Origin of the sequence: Staphylococcus sp. Y174-1 (assembly GCF_049897865.1) — a bacterium.
Classification (GTDB): domain Bacteria; phylum Bacillota; class Bacilli; order Staphylococcales; family Staphylococcaceae; genus Staphylococcus; species Staphylococcus saprophyticus.
Map to the genome: position 1 here is coordinate 1,273,258 of NZ_JAFCXB010000001.1, position 19,379 is coordinate 1,292,636.

Sequence of the window (19,379 nt, forward strand, 5' to 3'; positions counted from 1 at the left end):
AGGTGGTATATAAATGAATCATTCGAATTCGATTTTAGGCATGCCTCGACAAATTGTATGGGGCTATATTGGTATTATCATCTTCATGATGGGTGATGGTTTAGAAATTGGATGGCTAAGTCCATGGCTACACGGTCACGGCTTTTCGGTTCAAGAAACAAGTTTACTCTTTTCTGCATATGGTGTAACAGTTGCATTAGCAAGTTGGCTTAGTGGTGTATTTGCCGAAGCACTCGGCGGTAAACGAACAATGGTGCTAGGTTTAACCTTCTATATTATTGGTACAATATTCTTTGTCGGATTTGCGATTCCATCACAAAATCTTGCACTCATGTTACCTGCATACGCACTTAGAGGTTTAGGTTATCCGTTGTTTGCTTATTCCTTCTTGGTATGGATTTCTTACCGTTCAGAACAAAAGACACTCGGTGCAGCCGTTGGTTGGTTCTGGTTTGTATTTACCGGTGGCTTAAATGTATTAGGTGCGCTTTATTCTATTTGGGCAATTGAGTATCTCGGTCATATCAATACATTATGGAGCTCATTATTCTGGGTGGTACTCGGTGGATTCTTCACTTTAGTTTTGAACAAAGACAAATTACCATCTAATCAAGGAAGTTCAAAAGAAAAATTAAAAGAAATACTTAAAGGCATAACGATTATGAAAGATGAACCGAAAGTATTATTAGGTGGTATCGTTCGTGTGATTAATACGACGGCACAGTTTGCCTTTCCAGTCTTTTTACCAATCTATCTTTCATCATTTGGCATACCCACTTCGAAATGGCTTGCGGTATGGTCAACGATCTTCGTTGGTAACATTATCTTTAACTTAATCTTTGGTATCGTCGGAGATAAAATTGGTTGGCGTAATACCGTGATGTATTTCGGTGGTATTGGCAGTGGTATTTCTGTTTTATTAATGGGTTATGTCCCTATTTGGACAGATGGTAACATTGTCCTATTAACTGTAGTCGGATTCTGTTGGGGTGCATTTATCGCTGCTTATGTACCATTATCCGCATTGATCCCATCACTTGTTAAACAAGACAAGGGTGCGGCTTTGTCTGTACTTAATTTAGGTGCAGGATTACCTGTATTTGTCGGACCGATGATTGTCTATTTATTCATTGGCAGTATACAAGCAATTGGTGTGATTTGGGTACTCGCAATTCTATACTTTATTAGTACGATTCTGACTTACTTTATTAAAATGCCAAAGCATATGCAAAGTGGCGAACATGAAACAGCATAGCTATTTGAAAATTTAATCATCATTTAGGAGGCGTCGTCGATGTTGCCAGCTGAACGCGAACAATTTATCATTACTTTTTTAAAAACCAATAAAAAAGCGACCATTCATGATCTAGCGCTTGAATTCAATGTACATGAAGCGACCATTCGTCGTGATTTAAATAAGTTAGAGCAATACAACCAGATCAAGCGCACGCATGGTGGCGTCGTGTTGAACGATTCAGAAGTATGGGATGAATTGAATTTTGAGGATCGTGAAACAAGTTATTATGATGAAAAAGTAGCAATTGGTCTTAAAGCAGCGGAATTCGTTGAAAATGGCGACACCCTCTTCATTGATTCGGGATCGACGACTATTCACTTTGCGCGTGCGCTTACACAAAAAAGTAATTTAACAATCATCACGAACGACATTCACATCGCTTCGATTTTAAAATCAACTGCCAATCAGATTATCGTCACTGGAGGCATTTTATATCAAGATAATTATTTACTTAATGGCATGATTACAAACGAAACATTAAAATTATTTAACCCTTCTAAATTATTTTTAGCGACGCCTGCAATTGATTTAGAAAAAGGGATTACACATTTTAATGACACACTTGCTTCTACTAAAATACAAATGGTGAAACAAGCTAAAGCCGTTTATGTGCTCACTGATAGCTCTAAATTTGATAAAGTATCACTTTACAATGTTTGTTCTAGCGATACAATTGATGTCCTAATCACTGATCAAACCAACAAGAACATAGATTGGCAAGCTTACGATAACCACTTCAAACATTTAATTACGGTTCATGCAGAAGCACATCCTGAGTAATTTTGCTGAAGCATAATTAATAAAGTATTTTATAAAAATTGAACGCATAAGGTATAAATATCTAGGTTCATCATAAAAAGGACTCATCCATAATTTTAAATGTACTGAACCCCAAAAGTTGTACTTTGGTTTAGTGTAATATTTCAAAGGTTTATTTCCTAAAATTTTTAGGAGACAAGCCTTTTAATTTTGATTTAATTCTTTCATCATTATAAAAAATAATATAGTTTTGAATAGCTTGCTCCAATTGATAAAAATGATCAAATTTTTCTCCATAAAACATTTCTTGCTTCAATAATCCAAAAAAGTTTTCCATAACTGAATTATCGAGACAATTTCCCTTTTTTGACATACTTTGAAACACTTTATTTTCTTTTAAAATATTTACGTATTTCGCATTTTGATAATGCCAACCTTAATCGTATTGGCAATATCTAAAAATGATGCTGCATCATCTGCACGCATGACTGTGATATGTTGCCCTTGTTGAATTTCTTTCATTGTCTCTGTGGATTTCATCTTGTCATCGCCTTGATAGAATTTTAATTTTTTGAAAATAACAACGTTGTTATTAATGTTCAAAAAAATATTGTAACGCTTACCTCTATGGTATAATTAATTCTAACTTAAATCAATCTATTTCAAGGAGAAATTTTATGGCAGTAACGTTAAAAGATGTTGCCGAAGCCTGTGGCGTAAGCTATTCCACAGTTAGTAAAGCATTAAAAAATTCCCAACTTGTTAAACCAAATACAAAACAAATGATTCAACAAAAAGCGCTTGAAATGAATTATATTCCCAATCACTCCGCAAGAGCACTCGTTTCTAAGAAAAGTGGTACGATTGGATTGATATGGCCATCTGTCGACCGTGTTGCCGTAACTCACCTCATCACTGAAATTAATTTAGCCATTAAATCCTTAGGCTATGTCATGTTTGTGTCGATTGATGATGTTGCTGCCGCTTCGAAAAAATTTGTCGAATTTGGCTGTGATGGCATTGTCATTTTTGATGAAGGTGAAACAACGAACTTACCTCCAGAAATTTACAACAATGTACCTGTCGTAGCATATGGCGTTGATCGTGATATTCCTTATCCAATTGTTAATGTAAATCACGCAGAAGCAATGATTATCGCCATTAAGGAATTACTCGCAAAAGGTATTGATCGTATAGATTATATCGGTGATATTCGCACCAATGACGCGCGCCAAATTACTAAAAAAGATGCCATTGCAAATTATTGTGAACAGCATCGCATCCAATATCGCATGATTGATTCGAGCGGATTAAATGCGATTGAAGCCGAGACCTCAGTTAAACACTTTCTTCAAGAATCATCGTTGGCACCTGGCGTTATATGTGGGAGCTACGATATCACAGTAGGGACGATCAACGCTATGGAATCTGATGAACAGCCAATCATATACTCTTACGATAATATTCCACAAATTAAAAAAATTGATTATCCTGTACAGGCAATTGGTGTACCTACTGCCGAAATTGCACAACAAGTTGTTGCTATCTTAGATAAAGTAATTAAAGGGGAACCGATAGAAAATACCTATCACCTACACCCATCACTAAGTCATAATCAATAATTGAGTTTACCATTGCTAACATCACTCATAAATAAATGAGCCCAATACTACATGGACAGTGTAGTGATGGGCTCATTTATTTAAGAAATATTTATCATATCTAGAGGGTTATTTCTTTTTTATCGCAACAAAAATATAAGTTTTAAAATATTTACATGCCTAACTTCATTTTGGTTAAAGTACGTATGAGACATCAATCGATGTGTGTAGCAATAACTAGATGGATAACCGTCACATAACCAAATATTGTTTTTTTACATATAAATATTAAAATAAAAGCTGTCTGTATACATATGAAAGATAACATTTGTAGATCCTATCATGTTAAAGACTAAAGATTGTATCGAAACATAGCCACCAATGATCGTTTTGGTTGAGGGGGTTTAAGTTTTAATTTTGGGAGAAAACTTAGGTTATTTGGTTTCAACTTATATTTCGTGAACATGATATTAACAAACATTATCCAGACCTCGATAATTTCTTCGCATAAGGGGTTACAAAGCAATATCAAATTTAATGCCATCACACCGTCTCTGTGTCATGCAACATTCATCCGTTTCATCATATGCTTACAAGCTTACTTAGTATCTTTTTTAAGTTATGGAGTCTGACATGTATCACGTGCGTTTTATATACTGTGTATCTATGCTGTTTGACGTCATAAACACTTCGTGAAGACTTACGTTAAAGTATTTGTCTGCTTAGGTAATCAGTGCACATAACCCTCTACAAACCCTATTATAATACGCCACGACCTATGCGCAAAATACATAGTTGGAATAATGAAGATTCCCTATCAGCATACGTAATTTTTGATGATTTCATATCACGTTAATTATATGGCATTATCTATAACTTTTTAAAAAGTTAATCCATTCGCGCGTGACATAATTGATATAACTTTCCTTTTTCCAAATGATACCTAAGTTCCAATTCACATCTGCACCCGTTATTTCGATACCAGTGATATCCTTATTTAAAATACTCACAATACTCTCAGGTAAGATACTCACTCCGATACCATCTAAAATCATATTTTCAATAAACGTGATTTGTGCCATTTTCGCTACCACTTTTGGATGGAAGCCTACTTTTCGACAGCTTTCAATAATTTGATCTTTAATATAATAATCATCATGAAACATGATAAAACGTTCATTCTTCAAATCTCCTAAATATACGGAGGATTGCTTTGCATACTTAGAATTTTTATCAACTACGAGCATTAATTTCTCCTTATATAAAGGAACTGCGTGATAAATGTCATCGTCGACTGGCAATGTTGTAATACCAACGTCAATTTCATCATTATTTAAATAAAATTCAACCGCTTTACCGCCGCCTTCAACTACTTCATACGTCACATTCGGATACATACTGTGAAATTGATTCAAACTTTCTGTGAACAAACGTACATCCATAATTGCTGAGATACCTAGCCTGATATGACCACGCTCTATGTTTGTGACATCATCCATTTCAAGTGATAAATCATCTAATATCGCTAATGCTTCTACGCACTTATCGTAAAATATTTGACCGATATCGGTTAAAATAATATGTTTCTTTCTTCTATCAAACAACGTGACATTAAATTCGTCTTCAATACTTTTAATATTTTTACTAATTGTAGACTGTGCAATATATAAATGTTTTGAAGCCCGAGTCATGCCACCATTTTTTACAACTTCAACAAAATATTTCATTTGCTTAATTTCCATTTTAATCTCCTCTGAATTACCCTTTGTTTAACTTATAATTATACGCTTTTATTGCGCTACTTTAAATACTTAATCACTTCTCTGGCAGAATCTGAAATTACTTTATCATTAGGTTTCGCATCTTTTTGATCTTGTTTGGAATAAATTGCTAAAATAATTGGCTTATCCTGTCCTTTAGGATAAATAAAAGCGAGGTCATTACGTGTTGCATATGTTAAAGCTTGTCCGCTTTTGTCACCAACTGTATAACTGTTAGGCATGCCCGCTTTAATCAAAGTATCACCTGTCTTATTTTCTATCATTGTTTGTTTTAACAATGATAAGTTAGATCCATTCATTTCATTACTAGTTAAAATACTATTTAACGTTTGTGCGGCAGCTCGTGGTGTCGTTGTGTCTGCCTTGCTATTTGGATCAAAATAATTTAATTCTGGCTCCAATCTTTGTGGTTCCGAAACATCATCACCTAATTGCACCAACTCATGTTTTAAACCGTTGACACCACCCAATTCTTGCATAATTTTATTATTTGCCGTGTTATCACTCTGCAACATAGATGCTTTAATTAAAGCCTTTAATGACATTGTTTTACCTATGTATTGTTCAGTCACTGGTGAATTTGCCACAATCTCTGATTCATTGATTTCAACTTTTTTATTCAATTCTGATGGAGCCACTTTATTCAATAATATACCACTGGCTATAGCCTTATATGTTGACGCAAAAGCAAATCGCTCATCCGCATTATGTTGATATGCTTTGCCATTTTCCGTATTAATCCCATAAATCCCTACTTTAGTATTGTATTCATTTTCTATTTGATCTATGTCTTTAGCAAAAGTTGTATTATGCATCGATGATAAGCCTATTAAACATACACCACTCAAAACAAACGCAATAAACCATTTCTTTATATATTGATTTATCATTGAAAATCCCCTTTTTTTAAATTTAAAAATTTTTATCTATTTATAATTATAACTTTAATATCTTTATTAAGAAAATCATAAAAAGCGAGAAAGAAACCAAACATTCACATTTGATTTCTCAATCTCGCTCATAAACAAATACTTAAATGACTCGTATGTGACTTGGCCTTTCCGTTACAATCATTAATCTTCAAAATTAATCATTATCTTCATTAATTTATCATTTTTATCAAAATATGCTGTGTATATACCTGCATTGGTTTGATATTCTAAGAATGTGCCTTCGTCTGCTTCACCTTTATTAACAATTTGATTAGAGACATGTGCTTCTTTAAATGTATCCTTAGATATTGTATTAGGTTTTGTTAAAAATGTAATACCGACTACTTCATCGCTACCATTGAAATCAACAGTTGTATCATAAACTTGTTCACTTCGAACAGGTTCTCTATCTGTATGTGGATTAACCTTGTAGCCATTAATTGTCACGTTGTCATATTTTAATGCACGCACAAAGTTATAATCTTGTGTGAAGGACGGATCATAAGTCGTATAACCTTCATAGTTATACCAAGGTGTTTGTGCTTTTATATCTGCAGTACCTTGTGCACTTGCACCGCTTGCGCCACCTTCACCATGGCCCCATTTTTGTACTTGCTCTGCTGCTTGTGTATCCGTACTATTCGTTGAAATATAAGCTGCTGAAGATCCGACGACAAGTGTTGATACAACGACGGTTGCTGAAAGTAATTTTCCTACTTTACGCATAATAAATCACTCCTCATTTTTTGAATCCCTTTTGGCGAAACATGAGCAATACATAATGCATTCAAACACTAGTACATCAATTCATCCCTATTAGCAAGTTAACTTTCATATTACGAGAAAGAAACCCTAAGCAAAGTTACATTTACATATGATATAGACACATACAATGGATACGATTTCTATAAGAAAATAAATTAATTATTTCTAAATCACCCCTTAGTTTGTATTTCCCTATTGACAAAAGTGTAATAATTCACTTTAATCATACACCAAATATATATAATTGCAAGAATATATAAGATATTTAATCAACTCATTCACCTTTCCTATTATTATAATGAAAGCGATTTATTGTCATTATGATTAATTTGTTTTAAAATGAATCTCATAGTCTGAATTAATTTTTTTAATAAATCATATTTATATATATTTTATCGATAAACACAAATCGCTCTATATCGATACTATACATAAAGCGGAGCTTCAAGTGACAACACAAGACTATCAACTATTGATTATTACAGTGATAAGTATTTTATTTCTCATCTTTTTAATCACTTCAAAATTAAAATTCCATCCACTACTTGCACTACTACTAACCGCAATCTTTGTCGGTTTCACTTCTGGATTAGACATTGATAGAATTGTTGAATCTATAGAAACTGGGGCTGGTTCAACACTCGGTGAAACGGGCGTAACCATCGCGTTAGGTGCCATGCTAGGTAAGATACTTTCTGATTCAGGTGCCAGCGACAAAATTGCATCTTCGATACTACACAATGCGTCTTACAAAAAATTACCATGGATGATGGCGTTAGCTACGTTTATTATTGGGATTCCAATGTTTTTCGAAGTTGGTTTAATTATGCTACTGCCACTGATTTTTACAATTGCTAAAAATTAGAAGATGAACATAAAATGAAAGGATCAGCCTATGTAGCCATCGGTGTGCCTGTTATAGCGGCATTAGCAACGATGCATGGTATGGTGCCACCACACCATGGACCACTAATTTCAGTGAACCAATTTGGTCGAATATTGGGATAACTATGGTACTTGGTGTCATATGTGCGATTCCAACCATTATCATCGCTGGTCCACTTTACGGTAAATTTATCACACCGCGATTATCTGTGAAGCCAAATCAAGATTTGTTAAATCAATATACGAATGACAACAACGAAAACACTCAAGCACCATCAACATTCATAGCCTTTTCTACTATATTAGTTCCAGTGATTATGATGTTATTACATGCCATTGCTGGTATCTTTTTTGGAGAAAAAACATTACAATACAAGATTTTCGAATTCTTCGGAAGCCCAATCATCGCTATGTTTGTGGGTGTCCTTTATGCCATTATCGTTCTCGGCTATTTAAAACATCGCGACACACAAAAAATTCGAGATGCTTTAGGTAGCAGTTTGAAACCTATCGCCGGTATCATGCTAATCATTGCGGGTGGTGGCGCATTCGGTCAAGTCCTTGAAGATTCTGGCGTAGGTACGGCAATCGTTCACCTTGCCGACAATTTCTCATTATCTGCGTTATTAATGGGATGGGTAGTGGCTGCATTATTATCTATATCAACAGGTTCCGCAACCGTTGGTATTGTTGGCGCAACCAATTTACTTTACCCATTGATTCAAGCAGATCCAAGTATTAACAAAGAATTATTAACGATTGCTATTGGTTCTGGCTCTTTATTCTTTAACTATGTAAATCATGGCGGCTTCTGGTTAGTCAAAGAATCCTTTGGTATGTCCATGGGAGAAACATTTAAAACGATTACGATTGTACAATCCATTGTCGGTATTTGTGGTCTGATTATGGTACTACTTTTGAATGCTATTATGGGTTTGTTTTAATAATAAAAAGCAATTATCAAAATAGAGATAATTGCTTCAGGCTGTCAATAAAGTCTCAGACTTTGTTGGCAGTTTTTTTACATTTTAATTTATGTTCAATAGCCTTAAAAACCGTGTTCACTTCAAATTACAGCAACGTGTCTTTTCTTTCCATCAAACGATTATACCCTTCTAAATAAGTCTTTTCAGACTCTGAAGCTTTGTCATATGCATTCATCGCACGATGCCATAATGGATAAATCGGTTCTGGTGTAGTTAATTCCGTAATTGTCTTAATTTCATTGCTTGTCAGTTGTAAATGATAAGAAGCAATATTATCTTGCAACTGCGCTTTCGTTCTCGCAGCTAGTACTAGTGAATCAACATTAGGTCGATCTCTTAACCATGCCAATGTGACTTGAGCAACTGACACTTGATGTTGCGTTGCAATTTCTTGTAACGTATCTATCAAATCATAAAACAACGCTGTATCTTTGACGTATGGTTCTGCCCAACCGTCACCTTGTCTAGTACCCGGTTCACCAGCCTGTTGTCGGTTAATCTTTCCAGTTAAAAGCCCTTCACCTAACGGAGACCAAATACTGTTACCGACACCTAATTCCTTACCGGCTGGTAGTAACTCGTATTCCGCTTCTCTAGATTCAGGTGTGTAATATATTTGTTGCGCAATAGGTGGCGACATATGATTGGCAACTGCCAAGGTGTGCGTCTTCGCTAAAGCCCATCCGCTATAATTAGATACACCCCAATAACGAATCTTACCTTTTTGAATTAAATCATTCATCACTTGAATCGTCTCTTCTACAGGTGTCTGACCATCCCATAAATGTGTATAATACAAATCAATGTAGTCCGTGTTCAAGCGCTGTAAGGATTCATCTATAGAACGCTCAATATTTACACGCCCTGCACCACCATCGTTAGGATTATCCGTTAATTGAAATCCAGTCTTACTACTAATCACCATCTGATGTCGTTTATCTCTAATCGCTTTGCCTAATGCAATTTCGGAATCGCCTTTAGAATACAAATTCGCAGTATCAAACTGATTAATACCTTGATCCAAAGCATAATCAATCATATGATTGGTCATGTCTTGAGACATACCGCCTGCATTTTCAAATCCATTTGTACCTGTAAATGGAATACTGCCTAGTGCATATTTAGATACTGATAATCCTGAATTACCTAATTGTGTATAATCCATTATTTTCCTCCTCACATTTGCTTACTACACTTTATGTTCCCTTTTATTCGTGAATTAAATCCAAAGCCACTATCTCACAATGCTGGTTATCCCAATGAACATGGATAAGATTTATCCAACACTTTTCAATGTTTGTCGGTACCTTCCTTTTAAAATTGCGCGTATGATAGATCTATAAATATAAACATTGGAAGGATGTTGAAGTATGGTCACTATTTTACAAGTTGATTTTCCATTAGAAGGTCCTTTTGGAGAAGCCATGGCACAACAATTTGAAGATTTAGCAAAGTCGATTAATGATGAACCACGATTTTTGTGGAAAATTTGGACAGAAAATGAATCTGAACAAGAAGCTGGCGGTATTTACGCTTTCGACAGTTACGACAATGCGCAACAATATTTAAACATGCATCGTCATCGTTTAAACTCAATGGGTGTTTCAAAAGTTAATGCTAAATACTTTGATATTAACAAAGGCCTTACAACAATTACGAACGGACGCATCGATTGATTTCACAAATAATATCCCCCTTAAACATGCACGTAATCGTGTCTCATTAAGGGGGACGTTGTTTTATATTTTAAATTATTTTACTGATGTTCTCACCAAGTCAATTGTATACATCCATACCATATGACCTAGCAATTCGGAGAAATGTTCTTCGGGTGGCAGTTCGTCACGTTCTGGCGTAAGTTTAAGTTTCGGTAAGACAAATTCATGGAATAACACATGCACACCTATGCCAAACAAGCTACCTTTCCAAGCCGTAACAGATTCAGATTGCTCGCTTAATAACGCATACAGTGTCGCATTTGTAACAGAAAATCCATAATGGATACCCATCACCGCTAATGGCACTTCATTATCATTATATACATATGATGCATGCCGTATTTTATCTGGTACATTGAATACCTTCATCATTGTGACAGGCGGTGGTTCTTCATCTCGTTCAGGTGTACGTGGCGGTAGCAAGCCTTCCCAGCCCATTTTAACAGCACCAGCTAACAGTCCACCAATAACACCAGTGATTGCTACACGTTTGATTGAAATATTAGACATTTTCTTCACCTCACTAGATTATTATCCACTACTCTATTTACCCTAAACGGAAATAAGTTAGTGATTTTAATCTGTGAAGCCTTAGAATTAGATCATTTCCCAGGAAATGCATTATGATTAAAGTTTACCCATGCCCTCAATAAATGCTTCATATGTGATTTCATTCTTTGAAAACTTCGAAACAAGCATATACATTTTTTCATTTTTTGTATATTGCGTTTTATAGAGTATAGTCTCTGCCTCTTTTTCTTCCGGTAATGGCTGATTGATGTGTGTTTGTCTCGAGAAAGCGGCAAAATAACGCATGCCCAATAAACGTTGTGAGTTGGCATTGATATGAATGGCATCTGGGTTAGCCGTAATATCTTCTGCCGTGACGTAATAACAATTGGTTGTTAATTGCGTAACACGTTTGAGTGCCTCATTGATTTGTAAATATTCTACTGCACTTTGACCAAATGCTGCTTTGCCTAAAAAGTCAGGTAATAACCCAACAATAAATGGTACTTCAGAAATATTCAACTGTTCTCTAAAATAATTGATTAACGTTTCCAATTTCTTGTCATAGTCTTGGTAGCGTTGATTTAAGCTGTCACTCTCACCTTGATGCCATAATATCCCAATGATTTCACTCGTTTCTTGAGCAAATGTCGCCTCTGAGAGTGCGTGTCGTGTCAGTATTTGATCCGGCGCCCAATCATCAATGGTTGTACCACCGTCAGCGCACGGAATTAAACCAATCGTTTCATTTGGGTGTTTATCCAACCACAATTTTGCAAAAGAAGCAGCCGGACCAATGCCAGCGACTGAGCGATCACTGTGAATCGGCTCCTCCATCATCTGCCACTTACCATTTCTTAACATCATCATCCGTTCATCAATGATGGGCGGTATTTCATCTATAAATCCACGTCCCGCCATATTTGATTGACCTACCAGTAGAATTGATTTCATATATAACTTCCTTATATCGATATTTATTTAATATAAGTATCATACTATATCCTTAAATTCGTTGAAAATATAATTACTCTATGAAAACTCCTATGAATGTTCACATTTATTACGTTTGATATATACCTAAAACGGAAAATAATTATAGAAAGTAAAAAATTGGAGGACTTTACTATCACAAAAGTATTCGTAACTGGTGCCACTGGATTAATTGGCACTAAATTAACACAAAGATTATTACAAGAAGGTTATGAGGTCGATGGCTTTACAACTTCGCAACAAGGTAAAGCGAAACTTGTAGATGCAGGCGTCGAAGCTTACATTGGAGATATTTTAAAATATGATACTGTCGAAGCTGCAATTTCAGATTATAAACCAGACATTATCATGAATGAAATTACAGATTTAAAAAATGTAGACATGTCCGCAAATACAAAAGTAAGAATTGAAGGTACGAAAAACCTTGTTGAAGCAGCGTTAAAAAACAATGTAAAACAAATGCAATCCCAAAGTATTGCCTTTACTTATGAAGGTGGCGATACTCTAGCTACAGAGGAAACACCACTGGATACTCAATCAACTGGCGACCGCAAGATTACAGTGGACGGTGTAGAAGGTTTAGAAAATGAAACTGCACGAATCGAAAATAGTGTTGTGCTTCGTTATGGCTTACTTTATGGACCAGGCACATGGTATGGCAAAGATGGTATGATTTATAACTCATTTAAAGAAGATACTGTCACAATGACAGATGGCGTTCAATCATTTATCCATATCGATGATGCTGTTGAAGTAGCAATTCAGGCACTTAACTTTGAATCAGGTATCTATAATGTAGCGGATGATGAACCAGTTAAAGGTGACGTTTGGGCAGCATGGTACGCTGACTTATTAAACGTTAATCCACAACTCAATATCCAACCAGCTGAAACTCATGAAAGAGGTGCTTCGAACGCTAAATTCCGCGCTCAAGGCGGTAAACTAATCTATCCTTCTTGGAAACAAGGCATGGCTCCAATTAAATAAAGATAGTAACAATTAAGTTTTGATGATGAATCCCCCCTAAAGTTGAATGTTAATTTCAACTCTAGGGGGGATTTAAGATTTTATCATCCATTTCATTATTACTTTTTTAATCACATAAAATCAGCAAATCTATCTCTAAAATGCATATGTATGATTGAACCCAATATATAAAGCAAAATAACAAACACAATATTATATATTGTTAAATGCCAGTGGGTAATAAAATACCATTCATGATGTAATATTGCTGCTCTATATCCTTCTGCTAGAAAATAAATGGGATTTAATTTCATAACGAACATCACTATGTCGTTATTAGGTAAATATAATATCGAAGAAACAAAGAAAACCATTCTCATTAAAGCTTGTAAAATTAAATGGATGTCTCGAACTAATATACTTAATGTGGATGCTACTAATGCAATAGCATTTGTTAAAATAAGTGCATAAACTAAGTATAGAAGTAATTGTAACGTATATATAGAGGGATGATATCCTCCAATAAAACAAATAATCATAACAATGATTAATAAAAATAGATGCCCATAAAATTTACTGAAAACGACATAACTTGGAATTATCGAAAGTGGAAAATTCATTTTAGCTACTTGATTAAACTTTGATATGATAGATTTACTACCTTCTAAGACACCTTCGTTTATAAAAAACCACATACTAATACCAACAATTAGCCAGTAAATAAATGGAACACCTTCCATCATCTTATTACTTCTAAGTGCCAAACCAAAGATAAACCAAAAAACCGCAATTTGCATAATCGGATTAATTAATTCCCATACCATGCCTAGATAATTGTTCTTATTAGAAATTCTTAACTGAAATTCAGCTAATCTTCTTATTAAGTATAAATTAGTCAATTGTTCTTTCATTACAAAATACGTTGATTTCATAAAAATCCAACCACTCTTTCAAGAGATATGCCAATAATATCTACAAAATAAATGCTATAAATAAAGATAGAAGCAACTTTTAATAGGTTACAACATTAAAGATTTAAAAACAATATATTGAAAGTACAAAAAAAGACAAGACACCTGTAAAATACAAATATCTTGTCATAGTTATTGAGCTTAATTGAATTTTTAAGACTGTCTCTCTAATATAGCTGTATTTATTGTTTTACTGCTTTTTGATAAAAGTAATTCGCCACAACGATATCTACAATTGCGACACCAACAGATTTGAAAATGGTTATTTCCTCATCTGACAACCGTCCTGCTAATTTCCCGGCAACGATATGTCCTAATTCACCATGTAATCCATCTTTAGCAAACACACCTTCATTAACTGGATTGATTAAATCACCTGTTTCAGCCATAGCCGCTTTATGAGCCTCCACTACGACTTTATCTGCCTCTGCAATAGCTTGAGATGGGAGTTCTTGCATATCAGGTTTAAAAGAACCAACTGCATTAACATGTACCCCTGGTGATAAATGTTTCTGAAATACTGGTGTTGTCGCATTCGTTGCAGTCACAATTATATCTGCATCAGTCATTGCTGATTCAACATCTTCATATACATATAACTCTAAATCACGATGTTGATGCTCGACATCTTTTGAAAATTTAAGTGCTTTGTCATAAGTACGATTATAAAATTGAATACGTTCAATATCTCTAACAGCAAGTACCGCTTCTATCAGTCCTTCTGCTTGATCACCCGTTCCAATTACACATAGCGTCTTAGCTTGTTCACGTGCTAAATATTTTGTAGCAACACCCGAGATTGCACCTGTACGTATTTTTGTTAAGTAAGAACCTTCTAACACTGCCAACGTTTCACCTGTTTCATAGTCTGAAAGTGTTACAGAACCAACAATGGTAGGCTTACCTATTTTTGAATTATTTGGAGCCACGGTGACCGTCTTAACACCAGCTACTTTCAGCGTATCAGAAAGTGCAGGCATGACCAGATACCGATTGGCTTCATTGAATGGTAAAGAATACCGCAATGGTGTATCTGTTTCACCTTCAGAATATGCTTTAAGTGAGTCTGCCACCACTTCCACGATTTCTTCCATATTTAATAATTGTGCTTGTTCTTGTGCATCTATATAACGCATAAGCCACCCCTATTCATCTTAATCGTCTTCATGATCTATAATTTCTGTTTTCTTTTCCAACTTAGATATCATTACTAAAAATAAAACAAAAATGATTACTATGACTAACAAATATTTCCACATGGTTTGACCATCCAAATATATAGAAACAAAAAATAGTGTTGCTAAAAATCCATAAAATATCATATTACGAACAAATAGCAACCAGTAGTCTACTTTAATACTAAACCACGGTTTTATATTTGGGTCTTCCGTTTTAATGCTGTACCTCGTGGTGATGACGCCTCTAATAATCGCATATATCAATACTAAAATCATAATCGCTGTCATTATTTTTGTATATAACGGGTCATCCAAAAAATCTGAAAGTATCGTTAGCCCTAAACTAGTTACGATAGGCAACCAATCTGCATTTTTGGCGTTAGTATTTTTCATTAGCAATCACCTTCAATTTGTCTATATTCCGTTAATTTCAACGTAACATATTTTCATTGAAAATGAATTAGAAATTAAAATTTAATTGCACAATATATTTAAACTATTGAACCGTATAACCACCATCTATCAAAATCGCTTGTCCCGTGACACTTTTCGCACTATCGCTACACAAGAATAAAGCATAATCAGCTATATCTTTAATATCTAACAAGCGTTTTTGAGGAATTAAAGGATATAAAACGTCTTCAAGTACTTGTTCTACTGCCACACCACGTTCTTTAGCTAAATCATCCATTTGATTACGCACTAACGGTGTATCAATATAACCTGGACAGATAGCATTCACTGTAATACCTTCTGTAGCGGTCTCTAATGCGGTTACTTTTGTTAAACCAATAATCCCGTGTTTCGCGCTATTATAAGCCGCCTTACCAGCAAAGCCAATCACACCATTAATTGATGCCATATTTAAAATACGTCCTGATTGTTGTTGTTTCATAATAGGCAACGCATATTTTGTACCTATAAAACTACCCGTCAACATAATATCAATCATCTGTCTGAACTTTTCTGTTGGGAATGATTCGATACTTTCAACATGCTGTAACCCTGCATTATTAAATAAAATATCTAAGCGTCCATATTGTTCAACTGTTTGATCGATCATAGCTTTGACAGCTTGTTCATCTGTGACATTCACTTTTATTGGCATACAGTCATATCCCTGGGATTTCAATGCATCTGTTTCTTGAATTAATTTATCTTCATTCAAATCAGCAAGCACCACTTTGGCACCATTTTCTAAAAATACTTTTGCTATCGCTAGCCCAATACCACTCGCTGCGCCTGTAATAATTGTTACTTTATCTTTTACCAATTACGCCACCTACTTTAAATGATTTTCGAAATGTGCATCCGTATGTGCTTTAACGTCTTCTAAAGTTGTGTCAGATTGTAATTCAACGAGTTTCATGACACCCGCTTCAAATTGAAAAACAGCTAAATCTGTAATCAACGTATTGACTACACTATCACCTGTTAACGGTAATTCACATTGTGATTTTATTTTGGACTCACCATGTTTATTCATATGATCCATAATGACAACTACTTTTTGTGCTCCGACTACTAAATCCATCGCGCCGCCCATACCTTTAACAAGTTTGCTTGGGATCATATAATTCGCTAAGTCCCCTGTTTCTGAGACTTCCATGCCACCAAGTATGGCTAAATCGATATGTCCGCCTCGAATCATCGCAAATGATTCTGCATTGTCAAAGTAAGACGCCCCTTTAGCAGCTGTTACAGTTTCTTTACCCGCATTGATTAAGTCTGGATCCACTTCATTTTCAGTCGGATATGGTCCGATACCAAGTAAGCCATTTTCAGATTGAAAGTACACATTTTCAACATGGTCATTCATTTCATTCGCAACCAATGTAGGCATACCAATACCTAGATTAATTACCATATCACTTTTAATTTCTTTAGCAGCACGTTGGATAATTTTTTGACGTTGTACTTTTTTATCCATGATTGGCCTCCTTCACTGTACGCTTTTCAATACGCTTCTCAAAATGTTCGCCGACATAGATGAAATCTACATACACACCTGACATATGAACGGCATCCGGATCAATTTCTCCTACCTCTACAAGTTCTTCTACTTCAACGACCGTTGTTTTAGCTGCCATCGCACATAATGGATTGAAGTTCCGTGCTGTTTTTTCAAACACTAAATTCCCGAATGTATCTGCTTTTTGTGCTTTGACAATACCAAGGTCACCTGTTAGTGTGCGTTCCATTAAATAAGTTTCTCCATCAAATTCACGCGTTTCTTTACCTTCCGCAATGGGTGTACCGACACCTGTTTTTGTATAAAAAGCCGGTATACCCGCGCCTCCAGAACGTAACTTTTCAGCTAATGTGCCTTGCGGTGTCAATTCAACATCTAATTCACCATTAATCAGTTGTTGTTCAAATATTTTATTTTCTCCTACATAGGAACTAATCATTTTATCTATTTGCTTATATTCTAATAAACGGCCTAAGCCGAAGTCATCTACGCCGCAGTTGTTACTCACAACAGTTAAGCCTTTTGTACCTTTTGTACGAATTGCTTCGATACTATGCTCAGGAATACCACATAACCCAAAGCCCCCAGCAAGTACTGTCATTCCATCTTCCAAGCCCTCAAAAGCTGTATGTATATCTTTAATTACTTTCGACATTATTAAACCTCATTTCTAACATTTGTTTTTAATACCTAGTACTAATTATACTTGAAAATTATAATGAAGTCCTTTATTTATGTTTGCGGTTTTATAGTAGACTCATCATTTATAAATTTTGAAACATTTAAATAAAAAAAGAGGCGATAATCTTTTAAGATTATCAACCTCTCGTTTAATTACGCTATTTCAATTTGGAAACGACGGACAACTGTGCCATCTTCCAGTGTCGATGATTCAATTTCTTCGCCACCGTTATGCTTAATGACTGCTACAGACGCTTCATTATCTTCCGTACATGTCACTAATGCTTCTTGAACACCGATTCTTGATAGGTAATCCAATGATTTTTTCAGGATTTTATTACCAAATCCTTTACCACGATGTTTCTTACGGATACCGTAGCCAACATGGCCGCCTATTTTTTTAAGTTGTTCATTTAAATTGTGACGAATGTTCGCCGCACCGATAATTTCATCATCCTCTATTAAGAATAATGTGGTATTATCCACTGATTCATCATGTGACTTATTATCAGCTAATTCATGTACTAACTCTTCAAAATTACTATATTTTGTAATATTTGTAATTGTAGGGACAATTTTTTCATCATGATCAATCCACTCTCTCATATAATCACAATACATTAATTCGTCACCCATTGTTAACTCTCTAAATTCAACCATGTTGACACTCCTTCCTTTCTCGACCTACGTTTATAAATGATTATCATGTGTGTTGATATAATACACATAATGATCTGTCCATTGTTCATTTTCAAAAATAAAACCTTTGCGCACACATTCGAATTGAAAGCCTAACTTTTCAATCAATTGGATAGATGGATTATTATCCAAATTAATATGCGCTTCAATTCTATGAAAATGTAATGTGTCTCGTGTTTGTTTTACTAATTCAGTCAAAGCTTCGTAAGCAAATCCTTGATGCCAATATTGATTATGAATAAAGTAGCCAATTTCAGCCCATTGGAATTGATCTCTACTTAAGTTCTTAATATTGAGCATACCTATATGTTGATGCGCTTTATCAAAAATACCAAATATATATAAATCATCCGCTTCAATCGCTTGTTGCTGTCTAGTCACCATTGCCGCGAACCAAGGTTCTGTAGCATCTAACATATCTACTTGACCTTTGTCATGCCTATATTGTGATGGCTTTCTATTTACAAATCCACTTAACCATGATTCATAATCATTTTCTTCCAACGGTCTAATGATAAGACGTTGTGTAGTGAAATGCAACCCCAAATTTTTATGCATTTAAAATCCCCTTATCATGTTCACTCGCACACTTTATCTATTATATAATGAATAGCTTTGTGTTTTATTGTTATCACAACATCACTGATGTATGCAATAACATGCTTATACCTATTTAATACCTTTT

Annotated in this window: 21 protein-coding genes and 2 pseudogenes; 7 read left to right on the forward strand and 16 right to left on the reverse strand. The window is 35.0% G+C overall.

What is annotated here, in order from left to right; translation table 11 throughout:
* Positions 1-13: 13 nt before the first annotated feature.
* Together ACP7BT_RS06425 and ACP7BT_RS06430 are read left to right on the forward strand one after the other, a co-directional pair.
* On the forward strand, positions 14-1,255 hold the full coding sequence (locus ACP7BT_RS06425; protein WP_037539073.1) for an MFS transporter: 1,242 nt from the start codon (positions 14-16) through the stop codon (positions 1,253-1,255).
* A gap of 39 nt (positions 1,256-1,294) precedes the next feature.
* A complete protein-coding gene (locus ACP7BT_RS06430; RefSeq protein WP_041079799.1) occupies positions 1,295-2,077 on the forward strand; it encodes a DeoR/GlpR family DNA-binding transcription regulator in 783 nt (260 codons plus the stop codon).
* Between the two features lie 151 nt (positions 2,078-2,228).
* Here the strand turns inward: ACP7BT_RS06430 and ACP7BT_RS06435 are convergent.
* A pseudogene (locus tag ACP7BT_RS06435) lies at positions 2,229-2,492 on the reverse strand (transposase); the annotation flags it as partial.
* Complete coding sequence (locus ACP7BT_RS06440; protein ID WP_002484124.1) at positions 2,462-2,659, reverse strand: hypothetical protein; 198 nt, start codon at positions 2,657-2,659, stop codon at positions 2,462-2,464. The pseudogene ACP7BT_RS06435 and the gene ACP7BT_RS06440, both read right to left, overlap by 31 nt.
* 74 nt (positions 2,660-2,733) lie before the next feature.
* Here ACP7BT_RS06440 and ACP7BT_RS06445 point away from each other — a divergent pair, with 74 nt between their 5' ends.
* Positions 2,734-3,678: a LacI family DNA-binding transcriptional regulator gene (locus ACP7BT_RS06445; protein WP_041079800.1), complete on the forward strand. Its 945-nt coding sequence runs from the start codon at positions 2,734-2,736 to the stop codon at positions 3,676-3,678.
* Positions 3,679-4,523: 845 nt separating this feature from the next.
* Here the strand turns inward: ACP7BT_RS06445 and cidR are convergent.
* The 3 genes from cidR to isaB form a co-directional block, all read right to left on the reverse strand.
* Complete coding sequence (gene cidR, locus ACP7BT_RS06450) at positions 4,524-5,399, reverse strand: cidABC operon transcriptional activator CidR (protein WP_041079801.1); 876 nt, start codon at positions 5,397-5,399, stop codon at positions 4,524-4,526.
* Positions 5,400-5,455: 56 nt separating this feature from the next.
* Positions 5,456-6,328 carry a class A beta-lactamase gene (gene bla / locus ACP7BT_RS06455; RefSeq protein ID WP_115343923.1) on the reverse strand — a complete coding sequence of 291 codons (873 nt, stop codon included), beginning with the start codon at positions 6,326-6,328 and terminating at the stop codon, positions 5,456-5,458.
* A gap of 183 nt (positions 6,329-6,511) precedes the next feature.
* Positions 6,512-7,096 (reverse strand): immunodominant staphylococcal antigen IsaB family protein, encoded by a 585-nt coding sequence (isaB, locus tag ACP7BT_RS06460; protein WP_041079802.1) that lies wholly within the window; start codon positions 7,094-7,096, stop codon positions 6,512-6,514.
* A gap of 487 nt (positions 7,097-7,583) precedes the next feature.
* On the opposite strand from isaB, the gene ACP7BT_RS06465 reads away from it, so the two are divergent.
* Both ACP7BT_RS06465 and ACP7BT_RS06470 read left to right on the forward strand, forming a co-directional pair.
* Complete coding sequence (locus ACP7BT_RS06465; protein ID WP_268747311.1) at positions 7,584-8,000, forward strand: SLC13 family permease; 417 nt, start codon at positions 7,584-7,586, stop codon at positions 7,998-8,000.
* Positions 8,001-8,080: 80 nt separating this feature from the next.
* A pseudogene (locus ACP7BT_RS06470) lies at positions 8,081-8,964 on the forward strand (hypothetical protein).
* Between the two features lie 127 nt (positions 8,965-9,091).
* Here ACP7BT_RS06470 and ACP7BT_RS06475 read toward each other — a convergent pair.
* Positions 9,092-10,171 carry an aldo/keto reductase gene (locus ACP7BT_RS06475; protein WP_041079803.1) on the reverse strand — a complete coding sequence of 360 codons (1,080 nt, stop codon included), beginning with the start codon at positions 10,169-10,171 and terminating at the stop codon, positions 9,092-9,094.
* A gap of 205 nt (positions 10,172-10,376) precedes the next feature.
* Between ACP7BT_RS06475 and ACP7BT_RS06480 the strand changes: the two genes are divergently transcribed.
* Positions 10,377-10,682 carry a monooxygenase gene (locus tag ACP7BT_RS06480; protein ID WP_041079804.1) on the forward strand — a complete coding sequence of 102 codons (306 nt, stop codon included), beginning with the start codon at positions 10,377-10,379 and terminating at the stop codon, positions 10,680-10,682.
* 75 nt (positions 10,683-10,757) lie between these two features.
* On the opposite strand, the gene ACP7BT_RS06485 is transcribed toward ACP7BT_RS06480, so the two are convergent.
* Positions 10,758-11,234: a DUF1440 domain-containing protein gene (locus tag ACP7BT_RS06485; protein WP_041079805.1), complete on the reverse strand. Its 477-nt coding sequence runs from the start codon at positions 11,232-11,234 to the stop codon at positions 10,758-10,760.
* A 117-nt stretch (positions 11,235-11,351) separates the two neighbouring features.
* Positions 11,352-12,188, reverse strand: coding sequence for a sialate O-acetylesterase (locus ACP7BT_RS06490; protein ID WP_041079806.1), 837 nt, complete (start codon positions 12,186-12,188; stop codon positions 11,352-11,354).
* A gap of 174 nt (positions 12,189-12,362) precedes the next feature.
* Between ACP7BT_RS06490 and ACP7BT_RS06495 the strand changes: the two genes are divergently transcribed.
* Entirely contained in the window at positions 12,363-13,214 is an 852-nt protein-coding gene (locus ACP7BT_RS06495) for an NAD-dependent epimerase/dehydratase family protein (protein WP_041079818.1), read from the forward strand.
* Positions 13,215-13,324: 110 nt separating this feature from the next.
* Here the strand turns inward: ACP7BT_RS06495 and ACP7BT_RS06500 are convergent, their stop codons facing one another.
* From ACP7BT_RS06500 to ACP7BT_RS06535, 8 genes are all read right to left on the reverse strand, one after another.
* Complete coding sequence (locus ACP7BT_RS06500; protein WP_041079807.1) at positions 13,325-14,125, reverse strand: ABC transporter permease; 801 nt, start codon at positions 14,123-14,125, stop codon at positions 13,325-13,327.
* A 221-nt stretch (positions 14,126-14,346) separates the two neighbouring features.
* Entirely contained in the window at positions 14,347-15,300 is a 954-nt protein-coding gene (locus ACP7BT_RS06505; protein ID WP_041079808.1) for an ornithine cyclodeaminase family protein, read from the reverse strand.
* 18 nt (positions 15,301-15,318) lie between these two features.
* The gene (locus ACP7BT_RS06510; RefSeq protein ID WP_041079809.1) at positions 15,319-15,735 is read right to left on the reverse strand and encodes a hypothetical protein; all 417 of its coding nucleotides are present in this window, start codon (positions 15,733-15,735) and stop codon (positions 15,319-15,321) included.
* Positions 15,736-15,838: 103 nt separating this feature from the next.
* Positions 15,839-16,615, reverse strand: a complete 777-nt coding sequence (locus ACP7BT_RS06515) for a 3-hydroxybutyrate dehydrogenase (RefSeq protein WP_002484138.1) — start codon at positions 16,613-16,615, stop codon at positions 15,839-15,841.
* Between the two features lie 9 nt (positions 16,616-16,624).
* Positions 16,625-17,272 carry a 3-oxoacid CoA-transferase subunit B gene (locus ACP7BT_RS06520; RefSeq protein WP_426303752.1) on the reverse strand — a complete coding sequence of 216 codons (648 nt, stop codon included), beginning with the start codon at positions 17,270-17,272 and terminating at the stop codon, positions 16,625-16,627.
* Positions 17,265-17,969 carry a CoA transferase subunit A gene (locus ACP7BT_RS06525; protein ID WP_426303753.1) on the reverse strand — a complete coding sequence of 235 codons (705 nt, stop codon included), beginning with the start codon at positions 17,967-17,969 and terminating at the stop codon, positions 17,265-17,267. The genes ACP7BT_RS06520 and ACP7BT_RS06525 overlap by 8 nt, the downstream gene beginning before the upstream one ends.
* 179 nt (positions 17,970-18,148) lie before the next feature.
* Entirely contained in the window at positions 18,149-18,655 is a 507-nt protein-coding gene (locus tag ACP7BT_RS06530; protein ID WP_041079812.1) for a GNAT family N-acetyltransferase, read from the reverse strand.
* Positions 18,656-18,685: 30 nt separating this feature from the next.
* Positions 18,686-19,252 (reverse strand): GNAT family N-acetyltransferase, encoded by a 567-nt coding sequence (locus ACP7BT_RS06535; RefSeq protein ID WP_041079813.1) that lies wholly within the window; start codon positions 19,250-19,252, stop codon positions 18,686-18,688.
* Positions 19,253-19,379 lie beyond the last annotated feature (127 nt).